We start from the raw sequence: 24622 nt of genomic DNA on the forward strand, positions 1-24622 counted from the left end.
CGGGTTGTGCGTTTTCCGTTCGCAAGACAACAGATTGAGTCCGGATGTCGATTTGCTGACACTTCTGAAGCATTTATCGGTTGAAGAATGATCATGATGCAATATAACTATAAACGCGAAAGATAATCAACACCGTGTTGTCAAGGATGCGCATCCGCCAGGCTGAGTTTTGGGCGAAGGATCGGAAACGCTGCTTGCAATGGCAAAGGATTGAGCTACCGTGGACCGATTCGCTACGTTCGTCATCGATCATAAGAAGCCCGTCGTGTGGCTTACGCTCGCGCTCGCCATCGTGGGTGCGGTGATGACGTTTCTGGTCCCCATCAACTACAACCTCTCCGATTACCTGCCCGAGTCAACCGAATCGATGCGTGCGGTCGATACGATGCAAGACGAATTCGGTGCAGCGGTGCCCAACGCGCGGGTCATGCTCGACAACGTGAGCATCACCGAAGCGCTCGAGTACAAGGAAAAGCTTGGCGCGGCAGCGGGCGTCGACGACGTCATGTGGCTCGACGACGTGGTGGACTTGGGTACTCCGATCGAAATGCTCGACCAGGCTACCGTCGAGCAATACTACAAAGACGGCCATGCCATCTTCGATGTGACCATCGCCTCGGGCAAAGAGTCGGAAGCGATGGATGCCATCTATCCTATCATCGGCGAGGGCGGCCACGCATCGGGCCAGGCGGTTAGTACTGCCGAGATGAAGTCCATGACTGTCACCGAGGTTATGAACGGCATTCTCATTCTCGTGCCGCTCATCCTGCTCATCCTCGTGCTTTCGACTACCTCGTGGATAGAGCCCATCCTCTTTCTGCTCGCCATCGGCGTATCGGTGCTTATGAATATGGGAACGAACCTGTTCATGGGAGAGGTGTCGTTCATCGCGTTCATGGTGGCGCCCGTGTTGCAGCTTGCGGTGTCGCTCGACTACGCGATCTTCCTCCTCCATGCGTTCCAGCGGTTTAGGGAAACCGAACCCGATGCCGTGTCGGCCATGCGCGCCGCGATGAAGAAGAGCTTCTCCTCGATTGCTGCTTCGGCGGCAACGACGTTCTTCGGATTTGCCGCGCTGTGCTTCATGCAGTTCCAGATCGGTATGGATCTAGGCCTTGCGCTCGTGAAGGGCATCGTGCTCTCGTTTCTGTGCGTGGTCATCTTCCTTCCCGCGTTTACGCTCATGGCTTACAAGCTCATCGACAAGACGCGCCATCGCCGATTCTTGCCGACGTTTCGGGGGGCGGGCAAGTACCTCGCGCCTTTCCGTATTCCGATGTTTGTCATCGTGATCGTACTTGCGGTGCCGTGTTTCCTCGCCCAATCGAACACCCAGTTCACCTATGGGATGGGCTCGGTCGAAGGCAGTCAGACGCGCGCTTCGCTCGATGCGGAGGCCATTGAGAAAACGTTCGGGCAGGCCGAGACGACTGTCGTGCTCGTGCCGAACACCGATAGGGCGCGCGAAGCGGAGCTTGTGGGCGAACTCGAGCAGATTCCGCATGTGACGTCGGTGCTTTCCTATACGAACACCGTTGGGCTGACTATTCCCGTGGAATTTCTCGATGATGGGATCACAAGCCAGTTCTATTCGGATGATTACGCGCGTATCGTCGTGTACGCTGATACGGAGAACGAAGGCGACACGGCATTTCGCGTCGTCGAGCAGATTCGCGAGAAGGCGAGTGCGCTCTACGGCAACGAGAGCATGTCGGCGGGCTACGCGACGAGTCTCTACGATATGCGCGATGTGGTCACGGTGGACAACCAGACGACGAATCTCATCGCCATCTGCGCGATCATCCTCGTGCTCCTGCTTACGTTCAAATCGGCCACGCTGCCGGTCATCCTCATCGCTACCATCGAATCGGCCATTTTCATCAACCTTGCCGTGCCGTATCTGGCGGGCGATTCGCTCAACTACCTCGGCTTCCTCGTCATCAATACGGTGCAGCTCGGCGCTACGGTGGACTACGCCATCCTGTTCACCGACAACTACCGGAAAAACCGCCAAGTCATGGCCGTGCGCCCCGCGCTTGCGAAAACGCTCGGGGATACGTTCTTCAGCATCCTCGTATCGGCGAGCATCCTTTCGCTCACCGGAGCTGTGCTTTGGCTCACCTCGAGCAACAACATCGTATCGATCCTCGGGTTGCTTCTGTGCCGTGGAACGCTGCTTTCGTTTCTGCTTGTGGTCACCTTTTTGCCGGGAGCGCTGCTCGTTTTCGACAAGCTCATCGGCAAAACCACGTGGCGCGCGAACTTCTTCGACCCGCGTACCTCGAACGGATCGGGAACAGAAGGCGGCCCCCGTACGCCGAACGGCTCGAGTGCATTTCCCGAAACCCGCACCTCGGGTGAGCTGGGAGCAGAAGGCGATTTCCGTACGCCGAACAGCCCGAATGTATCACCTGATTCCCGCCTAATAAGCGACACGCTTTCATCTCGTAAGGAGGAATCGTCATGAACGATACCCGAATGACGAACCGTATACTGCGCACCGCCCTGTCCGTCTCGCTTGCGGGCGTGGTGGCGCTTGGGACGTTTGGCACGGTTTCGCTGCAAAATGCCCAGGCTGAGGAAGGGGGGGCGGGGGCTGGCTCGGATGCCTCGGCCGCTGCGTCTGCGGACGCAGCAAGCGGCTCGGCCGACAACGCGACCTCGTCGTCGGACGCAACGGCGGGCGGCTCGGCTTCGTCGGGCGAAGCGGGTGACGAAGGTTCAAAGAGCGCCGCCTCTAGCGTGAACACAACGCCGAAAGACGAGGTCGTGTACGCACGGCTTGCGGGCGACGGCGCGGTGAACAGCGTATACGTGGTAAACGTGCTTTCCCCCGAAAAACCGGGCGCGGTGACCGACTACGGCGACTACGCCTCGGTCACCAATCTCACCGACACGAGCGCCATCGAGCAGGACGGCGACGCGCTCACCGTCGACGTGACGGGCGAGTCGTTTCGCTACCAAGGCGATCTTGCGGACACCAACCTTCCCTGGAACGTTTCCGTAACCTATACGCTCGACGGTAAGCCGATGAGCGCGTCTGATCTCGGTGGTGCAAGCGGTGCGCTCGAAATCACGATCGATACGAAGCGAAACGATGCAGTCGATCCGACGTTCTTCGATAACTACCTGCTGCAGGTCACGCTCGCGTTTGCGGAAGGGAAGGCGACGAATGTGGCCACGCCCGACGGGCAGATCGCGCTTGCGGGATCGAACACGCAAGTTACCTTTACGGGAATGCCCGGCAAAGACGGCTCGTTCACCGCGACGGCCGACGTGACCGACTTCGAGATGGACGGGGCGAGCCTTGCGGCCGTGCCGTTTTCCATGGTGATCGAATCGCCTGACAAAGAAGGGCTGCTTTCGGGATTCGTGCAGCTTGCCGACGGCGTGGGCGAGCTCAAAGACGGTGCCGACCAGATCGCAAGCGGCGCGCAGGACCTCTCGGCGGGTGCCGGCGAGATGGCTTCGGGTATATCCGGCATCGCCGACGGCGCGGCGGGCGTTTCGTCGGGCGCGGGAGACATTGCCGCGGGCGCAAACGGTATCGCGAGCGGTCTCGAGGCCTACCAGCAGGGCCTCAACGCCCAGGCGCAGCAATCCCAATCTTCGATCATCGATACGAGCGCGCAGAGCCAAGCGTATCAGGCTGCTATGCAAACGTATGTGGGTGCATTCGCCATGGCTTATCATGCTGCGGATCCCGAAACCGTCGGACCCGAAGTCGCTATGGCACAGGCCCAGCAGGCTACGGCGGCCCAAGCGGCAGAGGTGCAGACGGCGCTTCAAGCGCTCGTAACCGTGGAGGCTGCGAATGCAGCCTACGGCGCGGTGGCCCAGACGCTCTCATCGGCTGCAGCGGGTCTCGATGCGGAAAGCGACGGACAGAGCCTCATAGGCGGCATCAAAGCGCTTGCGGCGGGTGCGTCTTCTTTGGCGGCAGGTGCCGAGGAGCTTTCTGGCGGCGCGTCGAGTGCGGCGGCGGGTGCGAACTCTCTTTCGTCAGGTGCGGGCGAGCTCGCAGGCGGGGCAGGGCAGCTCGCCGACGGAACCGGTAGCCTTTATACGGAGATTCAGGCGATGCCCGATACGGTGAGCGAAGAAATTGATACTATGATCGCTGAATACAGCAAAAGCGATTTCGAGCCGACAAGTTTTACCAGTTCGAAAAACACCGATGTTACGCTGGTGCAGTTCGTGATGGCCACCGAGCCCATCGTTGCACCCGAGCAGAGCGAGCCCGAAAGCCAGCCGGCTGAAGACACGTTCTGGGATCGCCTTCTGGCGCTGTTCGGCATCGGGGATTAGGCGGGAGACGGTCGGCATCGCACCCGGAGCGCCGCGTGCGCGGATCGAGTGGAAAGAGGAACCGATGGCGTTACCTGCAGCCGACCTGACCAAAAAGGCCGACAACAAAACGACGATGGAGTTGGGAGCCGTGCTGCCCCTGACCGCCGAAGTCAAAAACGATCACCTGTTCATCGGAGGCGTCGACATGGTCGAACTCGCCCGCGAGCAGGGCACGGCGCTCTACGTGATGGACGAAGCCGATATGCGCTACCGCATGGAAACCTACCTCAGCGCGTTTCGCAGCCGCTACGAGAATTCGGATGTAGTGTTCGCGAGCAAGGCGTTTCTTAACAAGGCGGCAGCTAAGATCGTCGCCGGAGAGGGCCTGTGCCTCGACGTGTCGGGTGGCGGCGAGCTCGCGGTGGCACGCGCGGCGGGCTTTCCGATGGACCGGGTGTTCGTGCACGGCAACAACAAGACGCCGCTCGAGCTTACCGAGGCGATCGAGGCGGGGGGGGGGGGCATCGTTATCGATTCGCGCATCGAGCTCGACCGCGTGTCCAAGATCGCTGGCGAACACGGCACAGTCCAGGATATCTACATGCGCATCACGCCGGGTGTGGAGGCCGATACCCACGAGTACATCCGCACCGGGTGCGAAGATTCGAAGTTCGGTTTCACCATGCGTGAGGATTGGGCGTTCAACTGCGTGAAAGACGTGCTTGCGGCCCCGAACGTGCGCTTGGCGGGCATCCACATGCACATCGGTTCGCAGATTTTCGCGCTCCACTCGTTCAGGGAGGCCATCAAGGTGATGGTCGAGCTTATGGCGCGCATCAAGGCCGAATACGACTACGAGATCGAAGAACTCGATGTGGGCGGCGGTTTGGGCATCGCGTACACAACCGAGGATAAGCCTTCGACCATCGAAGACTTCGCCGAGTGCGTGACTTCGGCCGTCAAGGAGTACTGCGCCGAGTTCGACGTGAATCTGCCGCGCCTGCTCACCGAACCGGGCCGCAGCCTCGTGGCGAATGCGGGCGTGACGCTCTACACCGTGGGCATCTTGAAAACGCTGCCGGGCATCCGCAAGTACGTCGCGGTGGACGGCGGCATGTCCGACAACATCCGCACGGCGCTCTACCATGCCGAATACGAGCCGGTCATCGCGAACAAGGCCGGTCAACCCCGCACCGAAATCGTCACGCTTGCAGGCAAGCATTGCGAAAGCGGCGATGCCGTGGTCGTCGACATGTCGATCCAGCATCCCGATCTCGGCGACATCGTGTGCGTGTTCGGAACGGGCGCGTACTGCTACACTATGTCGAACAACTACAACGGGCAACCGCGCCCCGCGATCGTGTTTGTGAAAGACGGCGAAGCGAGGGTGACGACGCGCCGCCAAACCTACGAGGACTTGCTGGCGTGCGATCTGGATTAAGGGAGAATACCATGGCTGTAAAACTCGGATTGGTCGGCACCGGCACCGTCGGCGGCGGCTGCATCGAGATACTCAAGAACCACAAAAGCGCGTTCAATCGCCACTACGGCATCGACGTCGAGCTCACCCGCGTGTGCTCGCGCAATCCCGAACAGGCGCTCGAGCACGGCGTAGAGGATATCTTCACGCAGGATTACACGGACATCGTGAACGACCCCGACATCGATATCGTCATCGAGCTCATCGGCGGAACCACCATTGCGCGCAACGTGGTTTTGGAGTCGCTTCGCGCGGGCAAGAACGTGGTCACGGCCAACAAGGCGCTCATGGCGACCTACGGCGAAGAGGTCATGGCGGCCGCTGCGGAGGCAGGCAAGGAGATCGCCTTCGAGGCGAGCGTGGGCGGCGGCATCCCCATCATCGATCCGCTCAAACATTCGCTCATCGCAAACCGCATCGACGCCGTGATGGGCATCGTGAACGGCACGACGAACTACATGCTCACCCGTATGGCCGAAGACGACATGCCCTACGACGAGGTGCTTGCCGAGGCGCAGGCAAAGGGCTTCGCCGAAGCCGATCCGACGGCCGACGTCGACGGCCTCGACGCGGCGGCCAAGATCGCCATCCTCGCTTCCATTGCGTTCAACTCGCGCGTGACCATCGACGACGTGCATACCGAGGGCATCCGCAGCATCACGCCGCTCGACCTCGAAATCGCGAAGGACATGGGCTACTGCGTGAAGCTCCTCGCGCATGCGCACCGCACCGACGAGGGAATCGACGTGCGCGTGCACCCCACCATGCTGCCGCTCGGCCACCAGCTCTCCACGGTGAACGGCGTGTTCAACGCCATCTTCGTTGTGGGCGATGCGGTGGGCGAGACGATGTTCTTCGGCGAGGGCGCGGGTTCGGGCCCGGCGGCGAGCGCCGTCATGGGCGATGTGCTCGAAGTAGCCCGCCACATCCAGATGGGCATCGACCCCATCGTCGGCTGCACCTGCACCGACGAGCTGCCCATCGTGCCGATGGAAAACCTCAAGACCAAGTACTACATCCGCTTCGCCGTGGCCGACCGCTCGGGCGTGCTCGCCTCCATGGCGGGCGTGTTCGCCGACCACAACGTGAGCGTGCACTCGGTCATCCAGCGCGGCAAGAAGGATTCGGGCACGGTCGACCTCACCTACGTCACGCACACCGCGCGTGAGAAGAGCGTGCGCGCCGTGCTCGCCGACATCGCGAAGCTCGACGACGTGCTGCGCGAGGAACCCTCGGTCATCCGCGTGGAGGACTAGACGTTTTCGTATAAGCTCCGGATGCTCCCAGCGAGCACCGTTCGGTAGTCCTCCCAGGCGATGGCTCTGTCAAACAGATCGTCTGGGAGGAGCCGCTTCATCTGGGCGCGGAATTCGCCGCTTTTAAGTACCAACAAGCACTGAACACGTATGAGCTGCCGCTCGATTCCTTACGCCGCTTCTGCAATCTCCTGCGATTCCTGGGGTGTGATCATCTTGTACTCGACCATCTGACGAAGCACCTGCAGTTGCCGTTCGCGTGCAAGTTCGGGGTTCTCGGACGGCGCGTATGCCGACGGTGCATTCGGTACGCCGGCAAGCAACGTGGCCTCCGAATCCGAAAGCTCGGAAGGCGCTTTGCCGAAGTAGCCCATGCTCGCATCGCGGATGCCGTAGTAGCCGTCGCCGAAGTAGATCGAGTTCACGTACAGTTCGAGGATCTTTTCTTTCGAAAGCTTCGATTCCAGATCAAACGCCATGAACACTTCAGCAACCTTGCGCTCAAGCTCCCGATCCTGGCTGAAGAACTGGTTTTTCGCAAGCTGTTGGGTTATGGTGCTGCCGCCTTCGACGAATGAGCCGGCCTTCAGATCGTTTACGAGTGCCCGACCCGTGGCTATAATGTCGAATCCGGGATGCAGGTAGAAACGATGGTCCTCGACGGCGACGACTGCATCAAGATAGCGCTCTGGCAGCTCTTCGATAGGGGTGAAGCCCGGAGACGCTTCGATCTGCTCGATCATTGCGGTAATGGGCGTGGCCTCGAGCGCCTCCTGATACATCGAATAGCCGCGCGAACCGTAGAACGCCACAACGCAGAGGGCGAGCATTGCGATCACGACCAAGAGTCCCGCTGCGATGGAGCCCGCTGAGCGGTTGCGTGTGTGCGGTGCAACCATTACGCGCCGTGTGCGGGCGCTCGTTTGATACGGAGCGTAAAAGCGATTGCCGTCCGCTTTCGTCGTGCTGTATCCGTTGCCCATGATGCTCACCTGCCGTTCGGTTTTTCGGTTTCTGCTTCGTTCAGCATACCTCGTTGTCCTTGCAGCTACCTTACAGGCCACTTATGGGCGCCTTACACTTTTGTAAGCGAGCGTGCGGCCCGCGCCTCGGCGTTTGGTATTCTTTAGGGAACGGCATGACTGGAAGGAGTTCCCCATGGCAACCGGAGCGGTATTCGATTGCGACGGCACGCTGCTCGATTCGATGGAAGCGTGGCATATCGTGCAAAGCGATTTGGCGAAGCGCGCGGGTATCGTATCGACCGACGAGCTTACCGTCGAGTTGGGCCCGATGACCATTCCCGAAGCAGGTGCCTATCTCCATGCGAAATACGGCGTCGGAATCGATGCCGACGATGTGGTGGGCATGATCGACGAAGGCATGCTCGCGTATTACCGAACCAGCGCCCAACCGCGCCCGGGTGCTCTCGAATTCGTGCGGGCGCTTGTCGATCTCGGGGTAAGCTGCAGCGTAGCCTCGTCGAGCCCTCAATCGTACTTGCAGGCAGGACTTGAGCATGCGGGTTTCGCTCCGTACCTCGATGCCATCGTGTCGGTCGATGATGTGGGGGCGTCGAAACGCGAACCTGCAGTGTTCAATCAGGCGTGCAAGCTCATGGGAACGAGCATTGCCGAAACCTGGGGTTTCGAAGACTCGTTGTATGCGCTTCGCACGCTCAAGCGTGCGGGATACAGAACAGTCGGTGTTTACGACACGGATCTTGCGGGTACGTTCGAGGAGTTGTCCGAGGTCGCAGACGTGACCGTCCGATCGTTTTTCGAGCTTGACGTGCGTCGATTCGCCCGTTGAGCGCCAGGGAAGCAGGCTTTTCCGGTAAAGGTGTATAAGAACTTGTACGCCTTGCTAAAATGTTCATGATTGCGAAACGCGGTTGCGCAGGCGTTTGCTATACTGGATAAATCCTATTTTGCAGGTGTCATTATTTATAAAACTCCTGCTAATACATGATAAACGGTCTTAGAATTACCAAGGAGGAACGATGGCCGAAGAGAACAACGTCAACCCGAGCGGGGTACCCGAACAACCCCCGACTTTCGAGCCGGTTGGGGCCGATCAGGCTGCCGCGGAAACGCAGCCGGTTGGCGTGCCCGAGCCGCCCGCGCCGGGGCAAACGGCTCAGTACATGCCGCCCCAGCAGCCCGGCGTTGCGCCCGAGCCGCCTGCGCCTGGCCAGTACACGGCCGCCCAGCAGCCCACGCAGGCCATGCCGAACGGCTATCAGTCTCAACCTGGCTATCAGGCACAGCCGGGTCAGCAGCCAACGATGGGATACGGCTATCCGGCGGGCTACGGTGCGCCTCAGCCCCCGACGGCCGCCCCGACAGGACCGGGGAGCGGCAAAGCGCTCGGTGCCCTCATCTGCGGTATCTGCGCGATTGTGTTTTCGTGGACTGTGATCATCGGCGTTATCTTGGGCATCGTCGCCATCGTGCTCGCCTCGCAGTACGTGAAATCGTACAGTAAAGACGGCAAGGCGACGGGAGGCAAGGTGTGCGGCATCGTCGGCATCGTGTTCTCGATCTTCGCGCTGATCGGCTACATCGGTTTCGGTATGCTGGTCAATTATGCCGTCAACGAATACAGCAGCACCCCCACTCCGTCGTATTCGTATGATTCCGGCTCTTCGAGCGATTCGAGCTCAACGATGCCTACCGATGCTGACGAGCAGGCCGCCATCGATGCGGCGAGCGCGGTGCTCGACGAGCTGAAGAATCCCACCGCAGCCGACATCAACGCGCTGGCTGCCGGCCTCGATGAGGGCTTCGCCTCGGAATCGGGCCTTGAGAGCCTGAGCGAGATCGGCGTCGATCCTACGGAGTTTGCTACGTGGCTCCTTTCCGACTTGAGCTACGAAATTGATGACGCATTCGTGTACAGCGATGGTACTGGCACGGTATACGCCGATGTGACCACCAAGAATTACTACGAATTCATGACTATCTTCGAGACGAGCATCGACGACTTCCTGGCGAGCGCCGAGGCTTCGAGCATAACCGATGAGGCGGCGGCAAACGCCAAGATCGGCGAACTGGTGAAAGATGCCATGGACAAAACGGGAACCACCGTCAACTTCGCGTACATCGACGTGAAGAAGGTCGGCGGCACCTGGGTTGTTGACGACGATTCCCTTGAAGAGGTGGCCCAGAGCATCTTCGGCATCTATTACTAGGTCTGCTAAGGAGCGCATCTCGCGAAAACGTGTATGCGCACAGAGTGCAATCCTGTTGAAAGACCCCGAGATCCAAGCGGATTTCGGGGTCTTCTTCGATGCTCATACCGCCTCTGCGGCTAGCGCCAAGGATCTTCTTCGTACGGGCTCGTCTGTTCGACGCGATCCGAATACGGATCGTATCCATCATCGTCCTCGTTGGCGGCGCGCAGAAACGGATTGGAGGGCTCATTCGTCCGCACCTTCTTTTCGCGCAGGGCGGCTTCCGCCCGCTTCTGGGCCTCGGCTTTCATCCTCGCGAGAGACTGCGCATCGGAATCCGCCAGAGCTTCGGCTTCCGTTCGATGCTCGGCGTCCGCTCTTGCCCTGTCGTGTTCGCCCCGATGATCGCCGCCCGCTTCTACCCTGCGGTGCGGGCGCTCTTCTCCGCGTCCGGATGCCATGGCTACTCGTCTTCGCCGATCGAGCCGATGTCGTAGGGAGTCGTCTGATAGACGTAGTAGTTGAGCCAGTTCGTGTAGAGCAGTTGGGCTTGGGCGCGCCAGGTGGCGCGCGGCTGCTGCGAGGGATCGTCGTTCGGGTAATAGTTCGCGGGAACTGCGACATTCGGTTCTTTTCCGAGGTCGCGCTCGTATTCGAAGCCGAGCGTCTCGGTGTCGTACTCGGGATGGCCGAACACGAAGAAATGGTGGCTGTCGGTGCTCTTTGCGATGTAGACGCCCGCCTCATCCGATACTGCGATCAATTCAAGTGCGGGATTCGCTTCGATGTCCTCGGCGCGGACTTCGGTGTAGCGCGAATGTGGGGCCATGAACACGTCGTCGAAACCGCGCACGAGCGGTGAGGAGGGTTTCACGAGCTCGTGCTCGAATACGCCGAACAGCTTTTCGGGCAATTCGTACTTCGGCACGCCGTAGTGATGGTAGATGCCCGCTTGCGCCCCCCAGCAGATGTGCAGTACGCTGTGCACGTTGGTGCGCGACCAGTCCATGATGCGGGTGAGCTCGTCCCAATAGTCGACGTCTTCGAAGTCGAGCCGCTCGACGGGCGCGCCGGTGATGATCATGCCGTCGAACCGCTGGTCCTTGATGTCGTCGTAGCTCGTGTAGAACGTTTCGAGGTGCTGTTCGGAGGTGTTCTTGGCCTCGTGGCTGATCGTCTGGAGCAGCTCCACCTCGATCTGCAGCGGGGTATTCGAAAGCTTGCGCAGGATTTGCGTTTCGGTGACGATTTTCGTGGGCATAAGGTTTAAAAGCAGCAACCGCAGGGGACGGATATCCTGATGCATAGCCCGAAGTTCGGTCATAACGAAGATGTTCTCGCTTTCGAGAATCTCGGTTGCGGGCAGCGAATCGGGAATCCTGATAGGCATTGCGGGTCCTTTCTGCAGGCAATGTTGTTAGGTTCGCCCGTCGGAGCGCGGCATGCGAGCCATAGGTCCGAAGGCGGTACCGGTAAAACGAATACGCACTATGATACCAGCGCGTGAAACCAAGTGCTCACGCAATCAAGGTTTCGCCATATTGGACGAGGTTTCGTGCTGGATCGAGCAGGGGAGTTTCGCGACGATGCGCTCGTATCCCGTTGGGAAGAAAGGGGAATGCTGTGGCTATATCCTCGGCGAACGCGAGAAGCGGAAGCTGCGTGCTGAGGGGATCGAGGTTACCTCCGTTATCGCGAACGCCATCAACGAGTACTCCTGGGGGTGCCTTTCGGCAATGGAGGAAATCGCTACCGTCGTACCCATCGACCAGTCGGATTTCTGGTTGGCATCAAAGTACAAACCCATCCATGCAGATTTTGAAGATGATCTTGTGCTGGCTGCCGTCGAGCGCTCGAAGGCGGACTTTCTGGTAACGGCTGACGAGGTTCTCCTTCGGCGCTCGCCCGTAGCAGCTCTTTCCCCGAGCGATCTTCTGGCGCTCATCAAGGCTTGATCGTCGTTTCGGTCTCAGGGCCATCGAGCTGTCGGTTTGCCCTGCCTGGAAACGGGCGTAGTGTACCTATCGTGGACGAAGCTACGGAAGCGCGCAAAAACGAAGCCCCGACCTCGCATGATGACCGAACCCAACAGAGTCTGGTTTCGCGAGAATCGGGGACTTCGTTCGCCTTTGCGCGAGAGACGGCTTTTCGGCGGCAGAGCGGTATCAGGCAGATTGCTCTTCTGCGGCTTTTTGGCCGGCTATGCGGCCGTTCACGAGGCAATCGGCTGTAGCGCACGAGCCCAAGCGACACGCTCCGTGGATGCCGCCGACGGCTTCCCCTGCTGCGTACAGGCCGGGTATAACGTTCAGGTTCATGTCGACCACGCGGCAATCGACGTCGGTCTTTACGCCGCCCATGCAATGGTGCACTTTCGGCCAGAGGCGCACACCGTAGAACGGCGCCTCGTCGATGGGCTGGGCATCATCGGGGATGGGCTTCTCGAAATCCTCGTCCACCTTGTTGGCCACGAACGTGTTGTATCGGGCGATTTCCTCCCGCACCGCATCGACGGGCATGCCGTAGTGCTCGGCTGCCTCTTCGAGGGAGGCGAACTCGGTGGCGATGCCGGCTTTGATGGCGCTCTCGAGGCCGCTTCCCCCGTTATAGAGCGCTTTCTTGCAGGTGATCTGCACGCAGGGCTGGCCGGTCTCGAGGATGGCGTCGGCATAGCGCTTCCGGTCCGTCAGCTCGTTGACGATACGCTTGCCGGTTGCAACGTTGAGTGTGGGGGCGTAACTTGCCTGGCCGTCGGTGTAGAAGGCGGCAACGCCGTAACCCTGCTCGTCCGGGCTCATGAAAGGCAACAACTGAATCCAGTCGGTGTGAACCGCCATCGCGCCGGCTTCTACCGAGGCGCGCAGGCTTTCGGCGGTGGCGCCTTCCTGGTTCGTGCAGTCTACCGTCTCGTCGAGGCGCGGGTCTTGCGCCTGGCGAAATGCGAGGTCGCGCCCGAATCCTCCCGTTGTCAGCACCACTGCCTTGTTGGCCTTGATGGTGGTGGGGGTGCCGCTTTCGACATCGTTGCCGCTGGGCTTGTCGTGCACGACGGCGCCGATGACTCGTCCGCTTTCATCCTTCACCAGCTCGGTGAGCATGCGCTTCGTTTCGACCTCCACGCCCATTTCCTTCAGCTTTTCCGCGAAGGGGCCCGTTACGTTCGCGCCGCCGCCTTCGCCCTGCGCGATGGAGCGCATGACGGTGTGACCTCCATAGGGGTAGAGGTAGTGCTCGCCGTCGTCGTTTTTCGCCCACGTAGCGCCCATCTCGATGGTCCACTCCCACGTTTCGTTGGACTTCTCGGCGATGACGTGGCATTTCTCCCTGTCATTGAGATACAAACCCGCCACCATCATGTCGTCGACGTACTGCTCCACGGAATCCTCGACGCCCTCGCGCTTCTGCACGCTGGAGTTGCATACGGCGAAGTCGCCGGCCGCAAGCGCCGAATTGCCGCCCACGCGCGCGGTCTTCTCGATGACCTTGACGTCGGCCCCGGCGCTTTTCGCCTCGAGCGCCGCAGCCAGTCCGGTGTATCCGCTTCCGACGATCAGCACGTCGCACTCTTCATCCCACTTCGTATCTGCTCCGTTCGTGGCGGCCGATGCGGTTTGCTTGTCCTGCGGCGCGCAGCCCGCCAAGCCCAGTCCGGCGAGCACGCCTGCCGCAGCCGCACCGGTGATGAACGATCGACGCGATACGCCCGTTGATTGAACCGTCGTGGTGTTCCCCATGAATACCTCCCTATCTCGGTTTGTCGATTCGGCGCGCCGCAAGGCGCAACCGGTGAAACGAGCATAGGGGCGTCTGCGCCCGCGCGCACCCCACCTTGCGCGGGTAGCTTGAAAACCCCCCTTCAGGTGGGGTGCGCGATCAGGCGTTATTGAGGTGGGCGAGAGAATCCCCCCTTTTACCCGATACGAAAACTACCCTTCCCCCATCTGTGACGATGTGGCCGACCGACAGGTTTCATAGCATGTCCTTGGCTCAGCGCTTCGGGTCATGGTAAAACGCAAGTTAACAAGGAGGAAAGATCATGGTTAAGCAACACATAACGCGTCGCTCGTTTCTTTCAGGAGCCGTCGCAGCAGGATCGGCCGTGGCGGCCATGGGTTTGCTTGGAGGTTGTTCCCCTCAGCCTTCACCAGAAAAAACTCAAGAAATCGCATCAGAGGAATCTTCCAGCATAGAGGTGTCTTCCGATGCGGAAACGGTCGACTATGACGTCGTAGTGGTAGGTGCTGGAACTTCAGGAACGTGCGCAGGCCTCGCATCGGCTCTTGCGGGGGCAAAAACGCTCATTGTCGAAAAGACGGGCATGCGCGGCGGTCTTTCCAACTACTCAACTTGGATAGCAGGCGCCGAGACATCCATGCAAAAAGACGCTGGAATCGAAGTATCATCCGATGAGTTGTTCATTGTAATGAGAGAGTATTACAAAGGCACCTGTAACCTCCCCCTTGTGCGGAATATTCTAGATAACAGCGCGAAAACTATGGATTGGCTGCAAGAGAACGGGCTTGGCCTGCTCGCATTTCCCGAAGGCCTGAGTGTCCAATCGAACCTCCCGCTGAAACAAGAGCAAGCAGGCCACATGATGGTGGGTCCCAACAATTTCGATTCTTTGAAGGGAAACGAGGGCATTTTCGACGGCCTTTATCAGACATTCGAGGCCAAGGGCGGCCAGCTCATGCTCAACACGCCTGCGATAAAGCTTGTTTCGGACGATCAAGGCAAAGTCACTGGAGTTCTTTGCGAGAAAAATGAGGGTGGCCAGCTTCTCGTCAACGCAAAGGCGGTTGTGCTCTCGGCGGGGTCATGGAACGGTGATGACCCTTACTTCAAAGCGCAGATTTCAAAAACCGACTGGCCGAATGCTGTTGCAGAGTCGCAGAACGATGGATCGGGCATCGCCCTTGCCGAGGAAATCGGCGCGCAGCCGTGGATGAATGGCCCGTTCATGCACCAGAACTATTTTAGCGCTCTGGATTCCTCCGAACGCTATGACATGCGCTTCACCGAGTTTACCATTCTCAATCGCATGCCGTGTTTCATGTGGGTGAATACAGAGGGCGCACGATTCGCCAGCGAAAGCGTTTCAGGTGACTTCGCTCGCTGGGCGAGTACGTCGCTTTCCCAAGGCGGAAGTTACTATCTCGTCTTGGACCAAGCTACGATCGACGATCTAGAAACTCACGGAACTCCAGTTGAAATCATCAGCACGCAGGGAGCGGAGGAGTTCCGTAGCGGCGACGAAAGCATCATCAATAACTGTGGCCAAAAGTCGGGACCGATCACCGATCTTCAGAAGCTCATAGACGAGTTTGTCGAAGAGGGCTGCATTGCCAAGGCGGGCAGTATCGAAGAACTCGCGGAGGCGGCTTCCCTCGATGCGGAAACGCTTGCCGATTCGATTGCCGTCTACAACGAAGCCGTCACCTCGGGCACCGATAAGCTGTTCTTGAAGGATCCGAAGTACCTGTGCTACACGGTGGAGACAGCTCCGTTTTACGCGTTTCGCGTAACCGCCAACGTTGAAGGCGGCGCGCTCGGAGGAGTTCGCGTAAATAAAGATTTGAAAGTGTACATAAAGGAAAGCGGGCATCCGTTTGGCAATCTGTTTGCCGCCGGACTGAACGCGAGCGGTGTTTTTGGTATCGGGGGTTACGTCGACATCTGTGGCATGACCATGTGCTCTGCCGTGAACTCAGGGCGCCTCGCCGGAGAGGGAGCGGCGCACGTAGCGCTTGAAAGCTGAGTTCGAACCGTACAAGAGGCGGGGGCGGCGCCCGCTCCCGCCTATCTCCATCGCCCGCTGTTGAAAAGCTCTATGAGCTCTATTTTGCTGTGTACTCCCGTTTTCTCATACAAATGCTTAATATGCGTCTTCACCGTCGATTTTGAAATCACGAGCATTGATTCGATAGCAACATGCGTGTACCCCACAACCCAATATCGCATGATGTCTTTCTCCCGATCGGTCAAACCGAAGCGAAGCGCGATGGCTTCAAGGGCAGCTTCGTCGAGGGTTACGGCAGTGCCGGAATCCATGCCAGCTTCATTGCCATTTAGCCGTTCTGCACCGTTTTCGATGCCGATACCGTTGTCTTCCATTTCCTTATCGATCACGATCGTCAATTCTCGATCAGGGAAGGAAAAGCTCGCTACCAGCATGAGCACAATCGAGGATACGACTAGAAGAAGCAACGCGTGATCGGGCAAGAGGATTACGCCGACTGCGCTTCCCGCAACCTGAGCGGCATGATTGATAAGCCTGATGAAAATGAAAAGCGCGACGGTGAGCGCCGGCATTCGCTTTGCAAGAAAGATGGCCAAAACCCAATTTGTTATCTCAACAAGTATTATCGAGGCACCGACGAGCCCGGCAACCGCTTGAATGTAGACCGAGCAGAACAGAATAGCGAGGATGGACGCGCAGGCAGTCAAGATCACGGCGATCTTGTAGGCGAATGCGAGGTTAATGCATGCTTTGTTCTGCAACAGTACGATAAGCCCAAACGCGGCGGCAGTGATAATCATGGGCATCGGCAAGTCGTACGAGTATTCCGGAGTCGTGATGAGCGCAGTGCGACTCAGGGCGTACACGAAAACGATTCCAGCAAAACCGATATAGACCCTTGGAGATATAAGTTCGGCAAACGAACTGAACCGAGCGCTCGCGCAAGGCGCTTGCTTAACATCCGTTGCGCCAACGAGGTCGAGCGTACGATGCACTATTTTGGCAAGTGCAAGAAAAGTCGACGTGAGAATGCAGCAGGAGGCAAGAACCGATGCAAGATCAGGAAGAACGAATCGGCCAACATAGAACATGATAGCTCCTGCAAGCAGAGACACGCTCGTATAGAGCAACGTCCGATCGCCTTTCAATTGAGCTGAGATTGCACCCCATAACGAATAATACCAGACAATGGCCACCCCGTCGGCTACCGCTGCGACAAGCTGCCAAACAGGGGAGATGCGACCCCATTGCCAATTCCATAAGACCGTCGCTGCAATCGCTGCTAACGTCATCAGCGTCGCAAACAAGCGACTGAGGAAAACTCTCTGAAACACCGAGATTTTGCATAGCCAAACAATGCAGGTGACGCAACTCGATAGAAGCGCAACGAAATGCAACAACCAGGGAACATCTTGACCGAAGAAGGAAAAGTGCGATAAGCCCGTGTCGACCGTGAGAAAGATCCAAGCCCACAGTCCGCCGAAACCGCAAATGAACACCCATGGGTTTTCCACCCACGCATTGCGCGCTCCCTTGACCCCCAAACCACGCCTCCTACATAATGTCGGCAACCACCACGAGAGCATCATACTATATAAGGAAGCACGGAAGTCTGTCGCAGGGGCAAGATGTGATTCGCTCGGCGACCGCCCAAGGGAAGGGGCTCGTCCCGAGCTGAGAGGCGGACTGCGGTGATCGGTAGCGTGGTGGCGAAGGCGCTCAGCGTTCTTCGGCATCGGCCTGGTCGTGCACGAGGTCGATGATCTCCTGCTTGCTGTGAACGCCGAGCTTGGAGTAGATGGTCTTCTGGTAGCTCTTCACCGTGTTCTTCGAAAGAAACAGCGTCTCGCAGATGAAGGCGAGATCGCGCCCTTGGGCGAGGAGGTACAGGATGTCGCTCTCGCGGTTGGTCAGCCCGTGCTCTTCGGCGAGCGCGTTGCTTCGGAGCTTGCGCACGTTCTCCTGCCCCTGTGCGAAGCGGCCGAGCAGCTCGTCGGCGGCGCGCGCTTGGGATTCTGCCCGTTTGCGTTCGTGCGAATTCACCATCCAGATGACCATGAGGATGAGGTACAGCAAGAAGAATGCCACCGCCGTGGTGCACACGAAGTCGGCCGTGCTTCCCACGCCCAGAAGCTGGGCGACGTTCTGCCCGATGAACAGGCCGAAGCGCGGCAGCGCGTACGCGAGCGAGATGCCTACGAGCAGTTTCGTGCGGCTGCGCGCGTAGGTGGTAACCACGAGGTAGAACAGCGCGAGCATGACGAGCTTCCATCCCGCGGCGGCGAGGATGTTGAGCGACACAGCGTAGCCGCTCGAGAGAAACGGCAGAAACAGGATGCCGGTTGCCAGAATGCCGAACACCACGTTGAAGAGCAGCGACGGCGCCGGTTTCGCGCGCGTTCCGAAGTAGGCCAGAAACACGATGGCCGCCGCGATGCCGCCGAACTGCGAGATGAGAACCGAGTGGGCGGGCGAAGCGCTGCTTCCCGTGGCTGCGGTGTCGAGAATTCCATATACGATGGACAGCGCGAACGTGCACACGCCCGATACGAGGAACACGTCGAGGAACTCGTGCTTCGAAAGCGCCGTGCGCGCGGCGGGTGCCCGGCGTGCGCGGTCGTCTTCGCCGTCCGCGGGGAGGTTGGCGGGTTTGGTGAAAGCGAGGCACGCTGCCGATGCGATGAGCAGCATCGCGTACAACGGCAGCGAAACGGCGTCCGGCATGAATCCGACCGCTATGTTGAGAGCCATGCCGCCAAGCGACATGATGCCGAACGCGATGGCGATGCGGCGCGGCGAATAACGGGCGAACGCCTCGAAGTAGAAGGGCATGACCAGCCCCATGCCGACACCTGCTGCGCCTGCGGAAACGGACACGATGAGGGGGTCGAGGTGCATCGTTGCCGCGTACCACGCGCTCCCGAGCGCCACGGCGAATCCAGCGTATCCAATGACGAGGAACGGTGCGCGCTTGGGGCACAGCTTCAGGCTCACCAGCAGCGACAGCAGCACCGACGTTGCGAAAATCGACGGATTCAGCACGTTGTCGAACGCTGCGGGCGAGAAGTCGGGCCGATCCATCAGCCAGCTCGAGTAGAAGAAGGAGACGCATACGGCGTACAGGCAGGTGAACCCGACGACGGCAGCGAGGTAGCGCTTGCCTGTTGCAAGCTGCTTGGTATCGATCTGCGAGTTCGTGCTTTTCATGGCTCCTCCGTTGGCTCTCCCTTAACGCGCAAAGCTGCGATGCTGTGCCGGGTGGCACCCGTCGCTTTCCCTCCGGGAGTGAAGAACCAATATACCAGAATAGGTAAGAATCTCACCACGCGCAGAAAACCCTCAGCCGGTCGACGGGGTGTTGTTTGACACCCTTATATATAATCAATATAGTATCAATTAGCAACAACGACGCGCGATCGGTTTGTCCGCCAAGGCCTGAAAAACGACAATGTAACTATGCAGAAACCGAATAAATCCAGTTCACGAATTTTAAGTTGAAAGAAAAGTCCCGAAAAATGTCGTTTTTCGAAGGTTGACGGACATCGGCCTCGCTAACCGCTGACAGACTGGCATTGACGCGGCTCAGCATGGCACCTGATGGTGATCAGGGGCATTGGTGCTTCGAACGGGCGTATGTCGATGCTGGCTTAACGGCGGACCTGCACCTGTAGAATATGCGGATAGGGGTTCATATGGTTTCGAAAAAGTTGATTATGGCAGCGTTTGTCGCTTGCGCCGCAGCAGTTCTTGTTTTCACGGCCTGTTCGGTTGGCGGCAGCTCTTCCGATTCTACGGCAGGCGATGCGTCGAATGCGGCCGATTCCGGTTCTTCGGAAGGCGCGTACCGCAAGATCGATGCCGAAGAGGGAAAGAGGATGATCGACGCAGGCGGTGTGACCGTTGTCGATGTGCGGACTCCCGCCGAATACGCGGAGAAGCACATTCCCGGAGCCGTCAACATTCCCAACGAAGATATCGGCTCGCAGCAACCTGCCGAACTCGACGACCCTGAAGAAACGCTGATCGTATACTGTCGCACAGGGGTGCGCAGCAAGCAGGCGGCCGATAAGCTTGTCGAAATGGGCTACCGAAACGTCTACGACATGGGCGGAATCGTCGATTGGCCATACGACACGGTTTCCGGCGACGCTGCTCTGTAGCACCTATGGTGGAATACCGTGGGAGATCGATACGGAATCATTTCCCTCTGAGGTGATCTCGATGATGTACGCCTCTATCTAGTTTGCCGATGACGCGCAGATTGCCGACTCGAATATCCAGGAAGACAATACCGTACAGAGCTGGCGAACGTCCTGTGGATGGGGGATTCGATGCCGTACTTTGTTTTCTGCCGTCATATAGGTGGACGAAGGTCGAAGGGTTTTCCCAGGAAGACATAGAGGAAATTACCGAGCTTCTCGAAAACAATGCGCCCTTGATCTTTCGCCTTTCAAGAGAAGCGACAAAGACATATGCCTAAGGTTCTTGAATTTGGCTCTTACGTTCTTTTCTTTTGTTGGGAAGACGGCGGGAGGCATTCCAAGGTGACATTACGTTCTACTGCCGACAGTTCGCAATCGATATGCAGAGTGAGATACCTTGAGCCTGCGTGATGCGGTCTTTTGCGTATGGTTTCGGCTTCGCGGGTCTCAGGTTGCTTGTGTCTCTTTCGTCCCTGTGGTTTTCGGGATTCCCTCTTGCGAAACACGTGCGTAACGCGGCGCGGTATATAATGCTGCAACCAAGGCTACCGAAAGCAAGGAGCAACACGTGAGCGAAACGATCAGCACGGTCTGCGTACAGGGCGGGTATACGCCGGGCAACGGGGAACCGCGCCAAGTCCCCATCATCCAGTCCACTACGTTCAAGTACGATACGTCCGAGCATATGGGCAAGCTCTTCGATCTCGAGGAGTCGGGCTACTTCTACACACGGCTGCAGAATCCCACGAACGACCATGTGGCTGCTAAAATCTGCGAGCTCGAGGGCGGCACGGCGGCTATGCTCACCTCGTCGGGCCAAGCGGCGAACTTCTTCGCCGTGTTCAACATCGCTTCGGCGGGCGATCACGTGGTGTCCTCATCCTCGATCTACGGTGGTACGTACAACCTGTTCGCCGTAACCATGAAACGCATGGGCATCGAGTTTACGTTCGTCTCGCCCGATTGCACGGACGACGAGCTTGAGGCTGCCTTCCAACCAAACACCAAGGCCGTGTTCGGCGAGACGATCGCCAACCCCGCACTTTCGGTGCTCGACATCGAGCGCTTTGCGAGCGCGGCGCATGCGCACGGCGTGCCGCTCATCGTGGACAACACGTTTCCCACACCGGTGAACTGCCGCCCCTTCGAGTGGGGGGCCGATATCGTCACGCATTCCACGACTAAGTACATGGACGGCCACGGCGTGGCCGTGGGCGGCTGCATCGTCGATTCTGGTAAGTTCGATTGGACGGCACACGCCGAAAAGTTCCCTGGTCTCACCACCCCCGACGATAGCTACCACGGCGTCACCTATACCGAGCGGTTCGGGCTTGGGGGAGCGTATATTACGAAGGCGACTGCCCAGCTCATGCGCGATTTCGGTGCGATTCAGTCACCGCAGAACGCATTCTATTTGAACCTCGGCCTCGAAAGCCTGCACCTGCGTATGGCGCAGCACTGCAAGAACGGCCAGGCGATGGCCGAGTACTTGGCGGCTCATCCGAAGATCGCCTGGGTGCGCTACCCCTCGCTTGAGGGCGACGCGTACTTCGAGCGCGCGCAGAAGTACCTGCCCAACGGATCGTGCGGCGTAGTGAGCTTCGGCGTAGTCGGTGGGCGTGCTGCTGCCGAAACGTTCATGAAGAGCCTGAAGCTCGCTCAGATTGCCACGCACGTGGCCGATGCGCGCACCTGCGTGCTCCATCCGGCGAACGCCACGCATCGTCAGATGAACGATGCCGAGCTCGCGGCGGCGGGCATCTCGCCCGACCTCATCCGCCTTTCGTGCGGCATCGAGGGCACCGAAGACCTCATCGCAGACGTCGAGCAGGCGCTTGCTGCGGTCTAGCGGCGAGCGAAAAGCTGGTTGCTGCGGTGCAACTGCATGCACAAAGCTGGTTTCTGAAAGAGGGGCGATGCGCGAGGATGCGTCGCCCCGCTTGTGTTTTCTGCATACCGCCAAGGATCGCTTGCGGGTCGGCGTCTTACGGGAGCTCGCCTTTCGCGGTGCGGGGCGCATTCCTGCCACCATCATGGGATGCGTGCGCGGTATTGAGTCTTCGTGCAGGAAAACGCACCTGTTTCTGGCCAATCGTCTCGTCTGTCCCACGAAAGGTACGTTCATCCTGAAAGAGGGCCTATGCGGTTGCGTCATTGACCAGCGCTTTTGAGCCAATTCTTGCGAGACGCCATTGCGACAGCACGGTTTATAGCGCTGTTTTGTGGGACAGACGAGACGATTGGCCAGAAAAGCCCTCTGCGAGATGCAACCAGTCTTTCGCGAATGCCCTATCGGCATCCGCTGCGTTCGCACTCGGCCGCACGGCACCCGTTCTCGGCTCACGCAGGTGTATGTATGAAGATACCGTTGAGACGGGCTTATCGTTTTGCGGACAAGCCTCAGCGGTCTACAATGGGGTCACAACAGAAGAAGAGAAGTTTCCTTCCCCGGATGGAAACCGCGAAAGCGTTTGTATGCTAACACCGTAGGGCTTTGAAGGTGGAAGCGTGTGAGCGCTTTTCTCGTTCGGCGGCATGCTGAGCGGGTTCCGCAGCAGTGCGCGTCGAGCACGCGAGACAAGGAGAACGCCATGCAGAAATTTATAGCCGAAGACTCGTTTTGGGAGCTGGTTCCCGATGCCGCCATCGGTATCATCGTCGCACGCGGGCTCAAGAGCGCCGACGAGGTGCCGCACGCCGATGCCGAGGAGATTGCGAAGCTGCTTGCCGAGGCAAACGAGCAGGCGAATAAGTACCTCACGAGCAACGTCATCTCGGAAAACGAGATGGTGAGGGTTTGGCGCGAGGCGTACAGCAAGTTCAAGACGAAGAAGGGTGCGCGCTGCTCGATCGAGAATCTTCTCAAGCGCGTGCTCAAAGGCAACCCAGTCGGCTCGATCACACCGTCGGTCGATATCTACAATGCGATATCGCTTAAGTACGCATTGCCTGTCGGCGGCGAGGACCTCGATACGATCGAGGGCGATTTCCGGCTTGGGATCACGCAGGGCGGAGATGCGTTTCTGCCGATCGGGGAGGATGAAGAAGAGCCGACGCTTCCAGGCGAGCTCTGCTACCGTGACGATGCGGGGGCGATTTGCCGTTGCTGGAACTGGAGAGACGGCCAGCGGTCGGCGCTTACCGACGATTCGAAGAACGCGATCCTCGTGATCGAGTGCGTCGATCCTGCTCGCGTTGAGGCGCTGAACGAGGCGCTTGATGAATTCGCCGGACTCATGGAGCGCTATTTCGGGGCAACCATCGAAGAGCGGGCGGTCGTGAGCCGTGCGATTCCCGAGATGGTGATCACGGCGTAGTCGGAACGCACTCTCAAACTCACGTGAGCGACGCGGTCGAGCGCCTCTTGCGCGAACCCACGAGAGCGTTGCGTTCGAGCAAGGGCGCCCGAACCCCTAAGAGCGTCGCGGTTGAGCAAGAGGTGCTCGAGACACCGAGATGTTGCGGTCAAGCAAGGGGCGCTCGAGTTACCGAGACCGCATCGATCGTTGCGCCTCGTTGGCTTTCGATCCCGCTTCGCGTAGGGCTCACTCCTTTATGGCGGCATAGAAAATGGCAATGATGCTCCACGGGCTTCAGGGAGTATCCTTTTTCCATACCGTTGGCACTGCACGGCGCCAAGATACGCGGAGCTGCCGAGAGCAAAGGGGTGCACCTATGGCACGGGTATTCATGTCGAGCTGCAAGAACAAGGCATTCTATCCGGAAGCGAGCGCAAAGCTGAAGGACTACCTCACCGACGGCGGATACATCGATGAGTATGCGGGATGCTGCAAGCCGGGAGGTCCCCAACATCATGATCTCGAGCCGGATACCGATGCGATCGTGCTGTGCCATACTTGCCAGGCCATCGTCGAGGAGCACGAGCCGGTGGCAACGGTCACTTCCGTATTCGATATCATCCTGAACGACCCGACGTTTCCGTTCCCCGATTACGGCGGCGAGGCTGTTACCGTACAGGACTGCTGGCGGGCGAAAGGCCACCACGATATCCACGATGCGGTGCGCGCGCTTCTGCGGAAGATGAACATGGAGCCCGTCGAGCTCGAAGAGAATCGCGACAAGAGCCGTTTTTGCGGCTTGACGCTGCTCAACAAGCTGCCTGCCCAGATGGCGGAGCTTGCCCCGAATCATTACGGTTCGCTTGAACCCGGTCTGTTCGAGCCGCGTCCTTTGGAAGAGCAGATGCGTCTTATGCAGGAACAGGTTTCGAAGATAACGACCCCGCGCGTGGTCAGCTATTGTTTCGCGTGTGACGGCGGCCTCCAGCGCGGCGGCGCTGATTCCGTTGCGCTTATTGATCTGCTGTTCGGGACGGTGTAAAAGCGCTCTGGGCTTCTATTCTGCGTAATAGGCCATAAGAAAAAGCGGAAATCGTCTTCAGTTTTAGTACAAAATCACGTTTGCGAACGGTTTTTTAAGCACAGCGAGGCTTGTTCAATAAGGGAAGATACAGAACTT

General features: G+C 58.8%; 18 protein-coding genes. 12 read left to right on the forward strand and 6 right to left on the reverse strand.

The features are described from left to right. The first annotated feature begins 220 nt into the window (after window positions 1–220). The 4 genes from FJE54_RS06270 (at window position 221) to FJE54_RS06285 (ending at window position 7026) form a co-directional block, all read left to right on the forward strand. Window positions 221–2467 carry an efflux RND transporter permease subunit gene (locus FJE54_RS06270; protein WP_255467252.1) on the forward strand — a complete coding sequence of 749 codons (2247 nt, stop codon included), beginning with the start codon at window positions 221–223 and terminating at the stop codon, window positions 2465–2467. Beyond that, window positions 2464–4308 (forward strand): hypothetical protein, encoded by a 1845-nt coding sequence (locus FJE54_RS06275; protein WP_139651847.1) that lies wholly within the window; start codon window positions 2464–2466, stop codon window positions 4306–4308. Before FJE54_RS06270 ends, FJE54_RS06275 begins: the two co-directional genes overlap by 4 nt. A gap of 64 nt (window positions 4309–4372) precedes the next feature. After that, window positions 4373–5731 (forward strand): diaminopimelate decarboxylase, encoded by a 1359-nt coding sequence (gene lysA, locus FJE54_RS06280; RefSeq protein ID WP_139651848.1) that lies wholly within the window; start codon window positions 4373–4375, stop codon window positions 5729–5731. Between the two features lie 11 nt (window positions 5732–5742). Then, on the forward strand, window positions 5743–7026 hold the full coding sequence (locus FJE54_RS06285) for a homoserine dehydrogenase (protein WP_139651849.1): 1284 nt from the start codon (window positions 5743–5745) through the stop codon (window positions 7024–7026). A 170-nt stretch (window positions 7027–7196) separates the two neighbouring features. Here the strand turns inward: FJE54_RS06285 and FJE54_RS06290 are convergent, their stop codons facing one another. Next, window positions 7197–8009 (reverse strand): transglycosylase domain-containing protein, encoded by an 813-nt coding sequence (locus FJE54_RS06290; protein ID WP_255467253.1) that lies wholly within the window; start codon window positions 8007–8009, stop codon window positions 7197–7199. A 175-nt stretch (window positions 8010–8184) separates the two neighbouring features. On the opposite strand from FJE54_RS06290, the gene FJE54_RS06295 reads away from it, so the two are divergent. Both FJE54_RS06295 and FJE54_RS06300 read left to right on the forward strand, forming a co-directional pair. Next, window positions 8185–8838 carry an HAD family hydrolase gene (locus FJE54_RS06295; protein WP_139651850.1) on the forward strand — a complete coding sequence of 218 codons (654 nt, stop codon included), beginning with the start codon at window positions 8185–8187 and terminating at the stop codon, window positions 8836–8838. Window positions 8839–9028: 190 nt separating this feature from the next. Then, the gene (locus tag FJE54_RS06300) at window positions 9029–10219 is read left to right on the forward strand and encodes a DUF4190 domain-containing protein (protein ID WP_139651851.1); all 1191 of its coding nucleotides are present in this window, start codon (window positions 9029–9031) and stop codon (window positions 10217–10219) included. Window positions 10220–10338: 119 nt separating this feature from the next. Here FJE54_RS06300 and FJE54_RS06305 read toward each other — a convergent pair whose 3' ends face one another. Together FJE54_RS06305 and metA are read right to left on the reverse strand one after the other, a co-directional pair. Next, window positions 10339–10662, reverse strand: a complete 324-nt coding sequence (locus FJE54_RS06305) for a hypothetical protein (protein ID WP_139651852.1) — start codon at window positions 10660–10662, stop codon at window positions 10339–10341. 2 nt (window positions 10663–10664) lie between these two features. After that, window positions 10665–11591: a homoserine O-acetyltransferase MetA gene (gene metA / locus FJE54_RS06310; protein WP_139651853.1), complete on the reverse strand. Its 927-nt coding sequence runs from the start codon at window positions 11589–11591 to the stop codon at window positions 10665–10667. Window positions 11592–11742: 151 nt separating this feature from the next. Here metA and FJE54_RS06315 point away from each other — a divergent pair, with 151 nt between their 5' ends. Beyond that, complete coding sequence (locus tag FJE54_RS06315; RefSeq protein ID WP_139651854.1) at window positions 11743–12156, forward strand: hypothetical protein; 414 nt, start codon at window positions 11743–11745, stop codon at window positions 12154–12156. 210 nt (window positions 12157–12366) lie between these two features. Here the strand turns inward: FJE54_RS06315 and FJE54_RS06320 are convergent, their stop codons facing one another. Then, window positions 12367–13935, reverse strand: coding sequence for a flavocytochrome c (locus FJE54_RS06320; RefSeq protein WP_139651855.1), 1569 nt, complete (start codon window positions 13933–13935; stop codon window positions 12367–12369). 302 nt (window positions 13936–14237) lie between these two features. On the opposite strand from FJE54_RS06320, the gene FJE54_RS06325 reads away from it, so the two are divergent. Then, window positions 14238–15959, forward strand: coding sequence for an FAD-dependent oxidoreductase (locus tag FJE54_RS06325; protein WP_139652246.1), 1722 nt, complete (start codon window positions 14238–14240; stop codon window positions 15957–15959). A gap of 41 nt (window positions 15960–16000) precedes the next feature. Here FJE54_RS06325 and FJE54_RS06330 read toward each other — a convergent pair whose 3' ends face one another. Together FJE54_RS06330 and FJE54_RS06335 are read right to left on the reverse strand one after the other, a co-directional pair. After that, window positions 16001–17455: a response regulator transcription factor gene (locus FJE54_RS06330; protein ID WP_180326599.1), complete on the reverse strand. Its 1455-nt coding sequence runs from the start codon at window positions 17453–17455 to the stop codon at window positions 16001–16003. Between the two features lie 205 nt (window positions 17456–17660). After that, window positions 17661–19148 carry a LuxR C-terminal-related transcriptional regulator gene (locus FJE54_RS06335; protein WP_139651857.1) on the reverse strand — a complete coding sequence of 496 codons (1488 nt, stop codon included), beginning with the start codon at window positions 19146–19148 and terminating at the stop codon, window positions 17661–17663. A gap of 485 nt (window positions 19149–19633) precedes the next feature. Here FJE54_RS06335 and FJE54_RS06340 point away from each other — a divergent pair, with 485 nt between their 5' ends. The 4 genes from FJE54_RS06340 (at window position 19634) to FJE54_RS06355 (ending at window position 24484) form a co-directional block, all read left to right on the forward strand. Next, entirely contained in the window at window positions 19634–20101 is a 468-nt protein-coding gene (locus FJE54_RS06340) for a rhodanese-like domain-containing protein (RefSeq protein ID WP_139651858.1), read from the forward strand. Between the two features lie 610 nt (window positions 20102–20711). Continuing rightward, window positions 20712–21992, forward strand: coding sequence for an O-acetylhomoserine aminocarboxypropyltransferase/cysteine synthase family protein (locus FJE54_RS06345; RefSeq protein ID WP_139651859.1), 1281 nt, complete (start codon window positions 20712–20714; stop codon window positions 21990–21992). A gap of 742 nt (window positions 21993–22734) precedes the next feature. Continuing rightward, window positions 22735–23460 carry a B3/B4 domain-containing protein gene (locus FJE54_RS06350; protein WP_139651860.1) on the forward strand — a complete coding sequence of 242 codons (726 nt, stop codon included), beginning with the start codon at window positions 22735–22737 and terminating at the stop codon, window positions 23458–23460. A gap of 358 nt (window positions 23461–23818) precedes the next feature. Continuing rightward, window positions 23819–24484 (forward strand): hypothetical protein, encoded by a 666-nt coding sequence (locus tag FJE54_RS06355; protein ID WP_139651861.1) that lies wholly within the window; start codon window positions 23819–23821, stop codon window positions 24482–24484. The last annotated feature ends 138 nt before the right edge of the window (window positions 24485–24622 follow it).

Origin of the sequence: Raoultibacter phocaeensis (genome assembly GCF_901411515.1) — a bacterium.
In the GTDB taxonomy this organism is placed as follows: Bacteria; Actinomycetota; Coriobacteriia; order Coriobacteriales; family Eggerthellaceae; genus Raoultibacter; species Raoultibacter phocaeensis.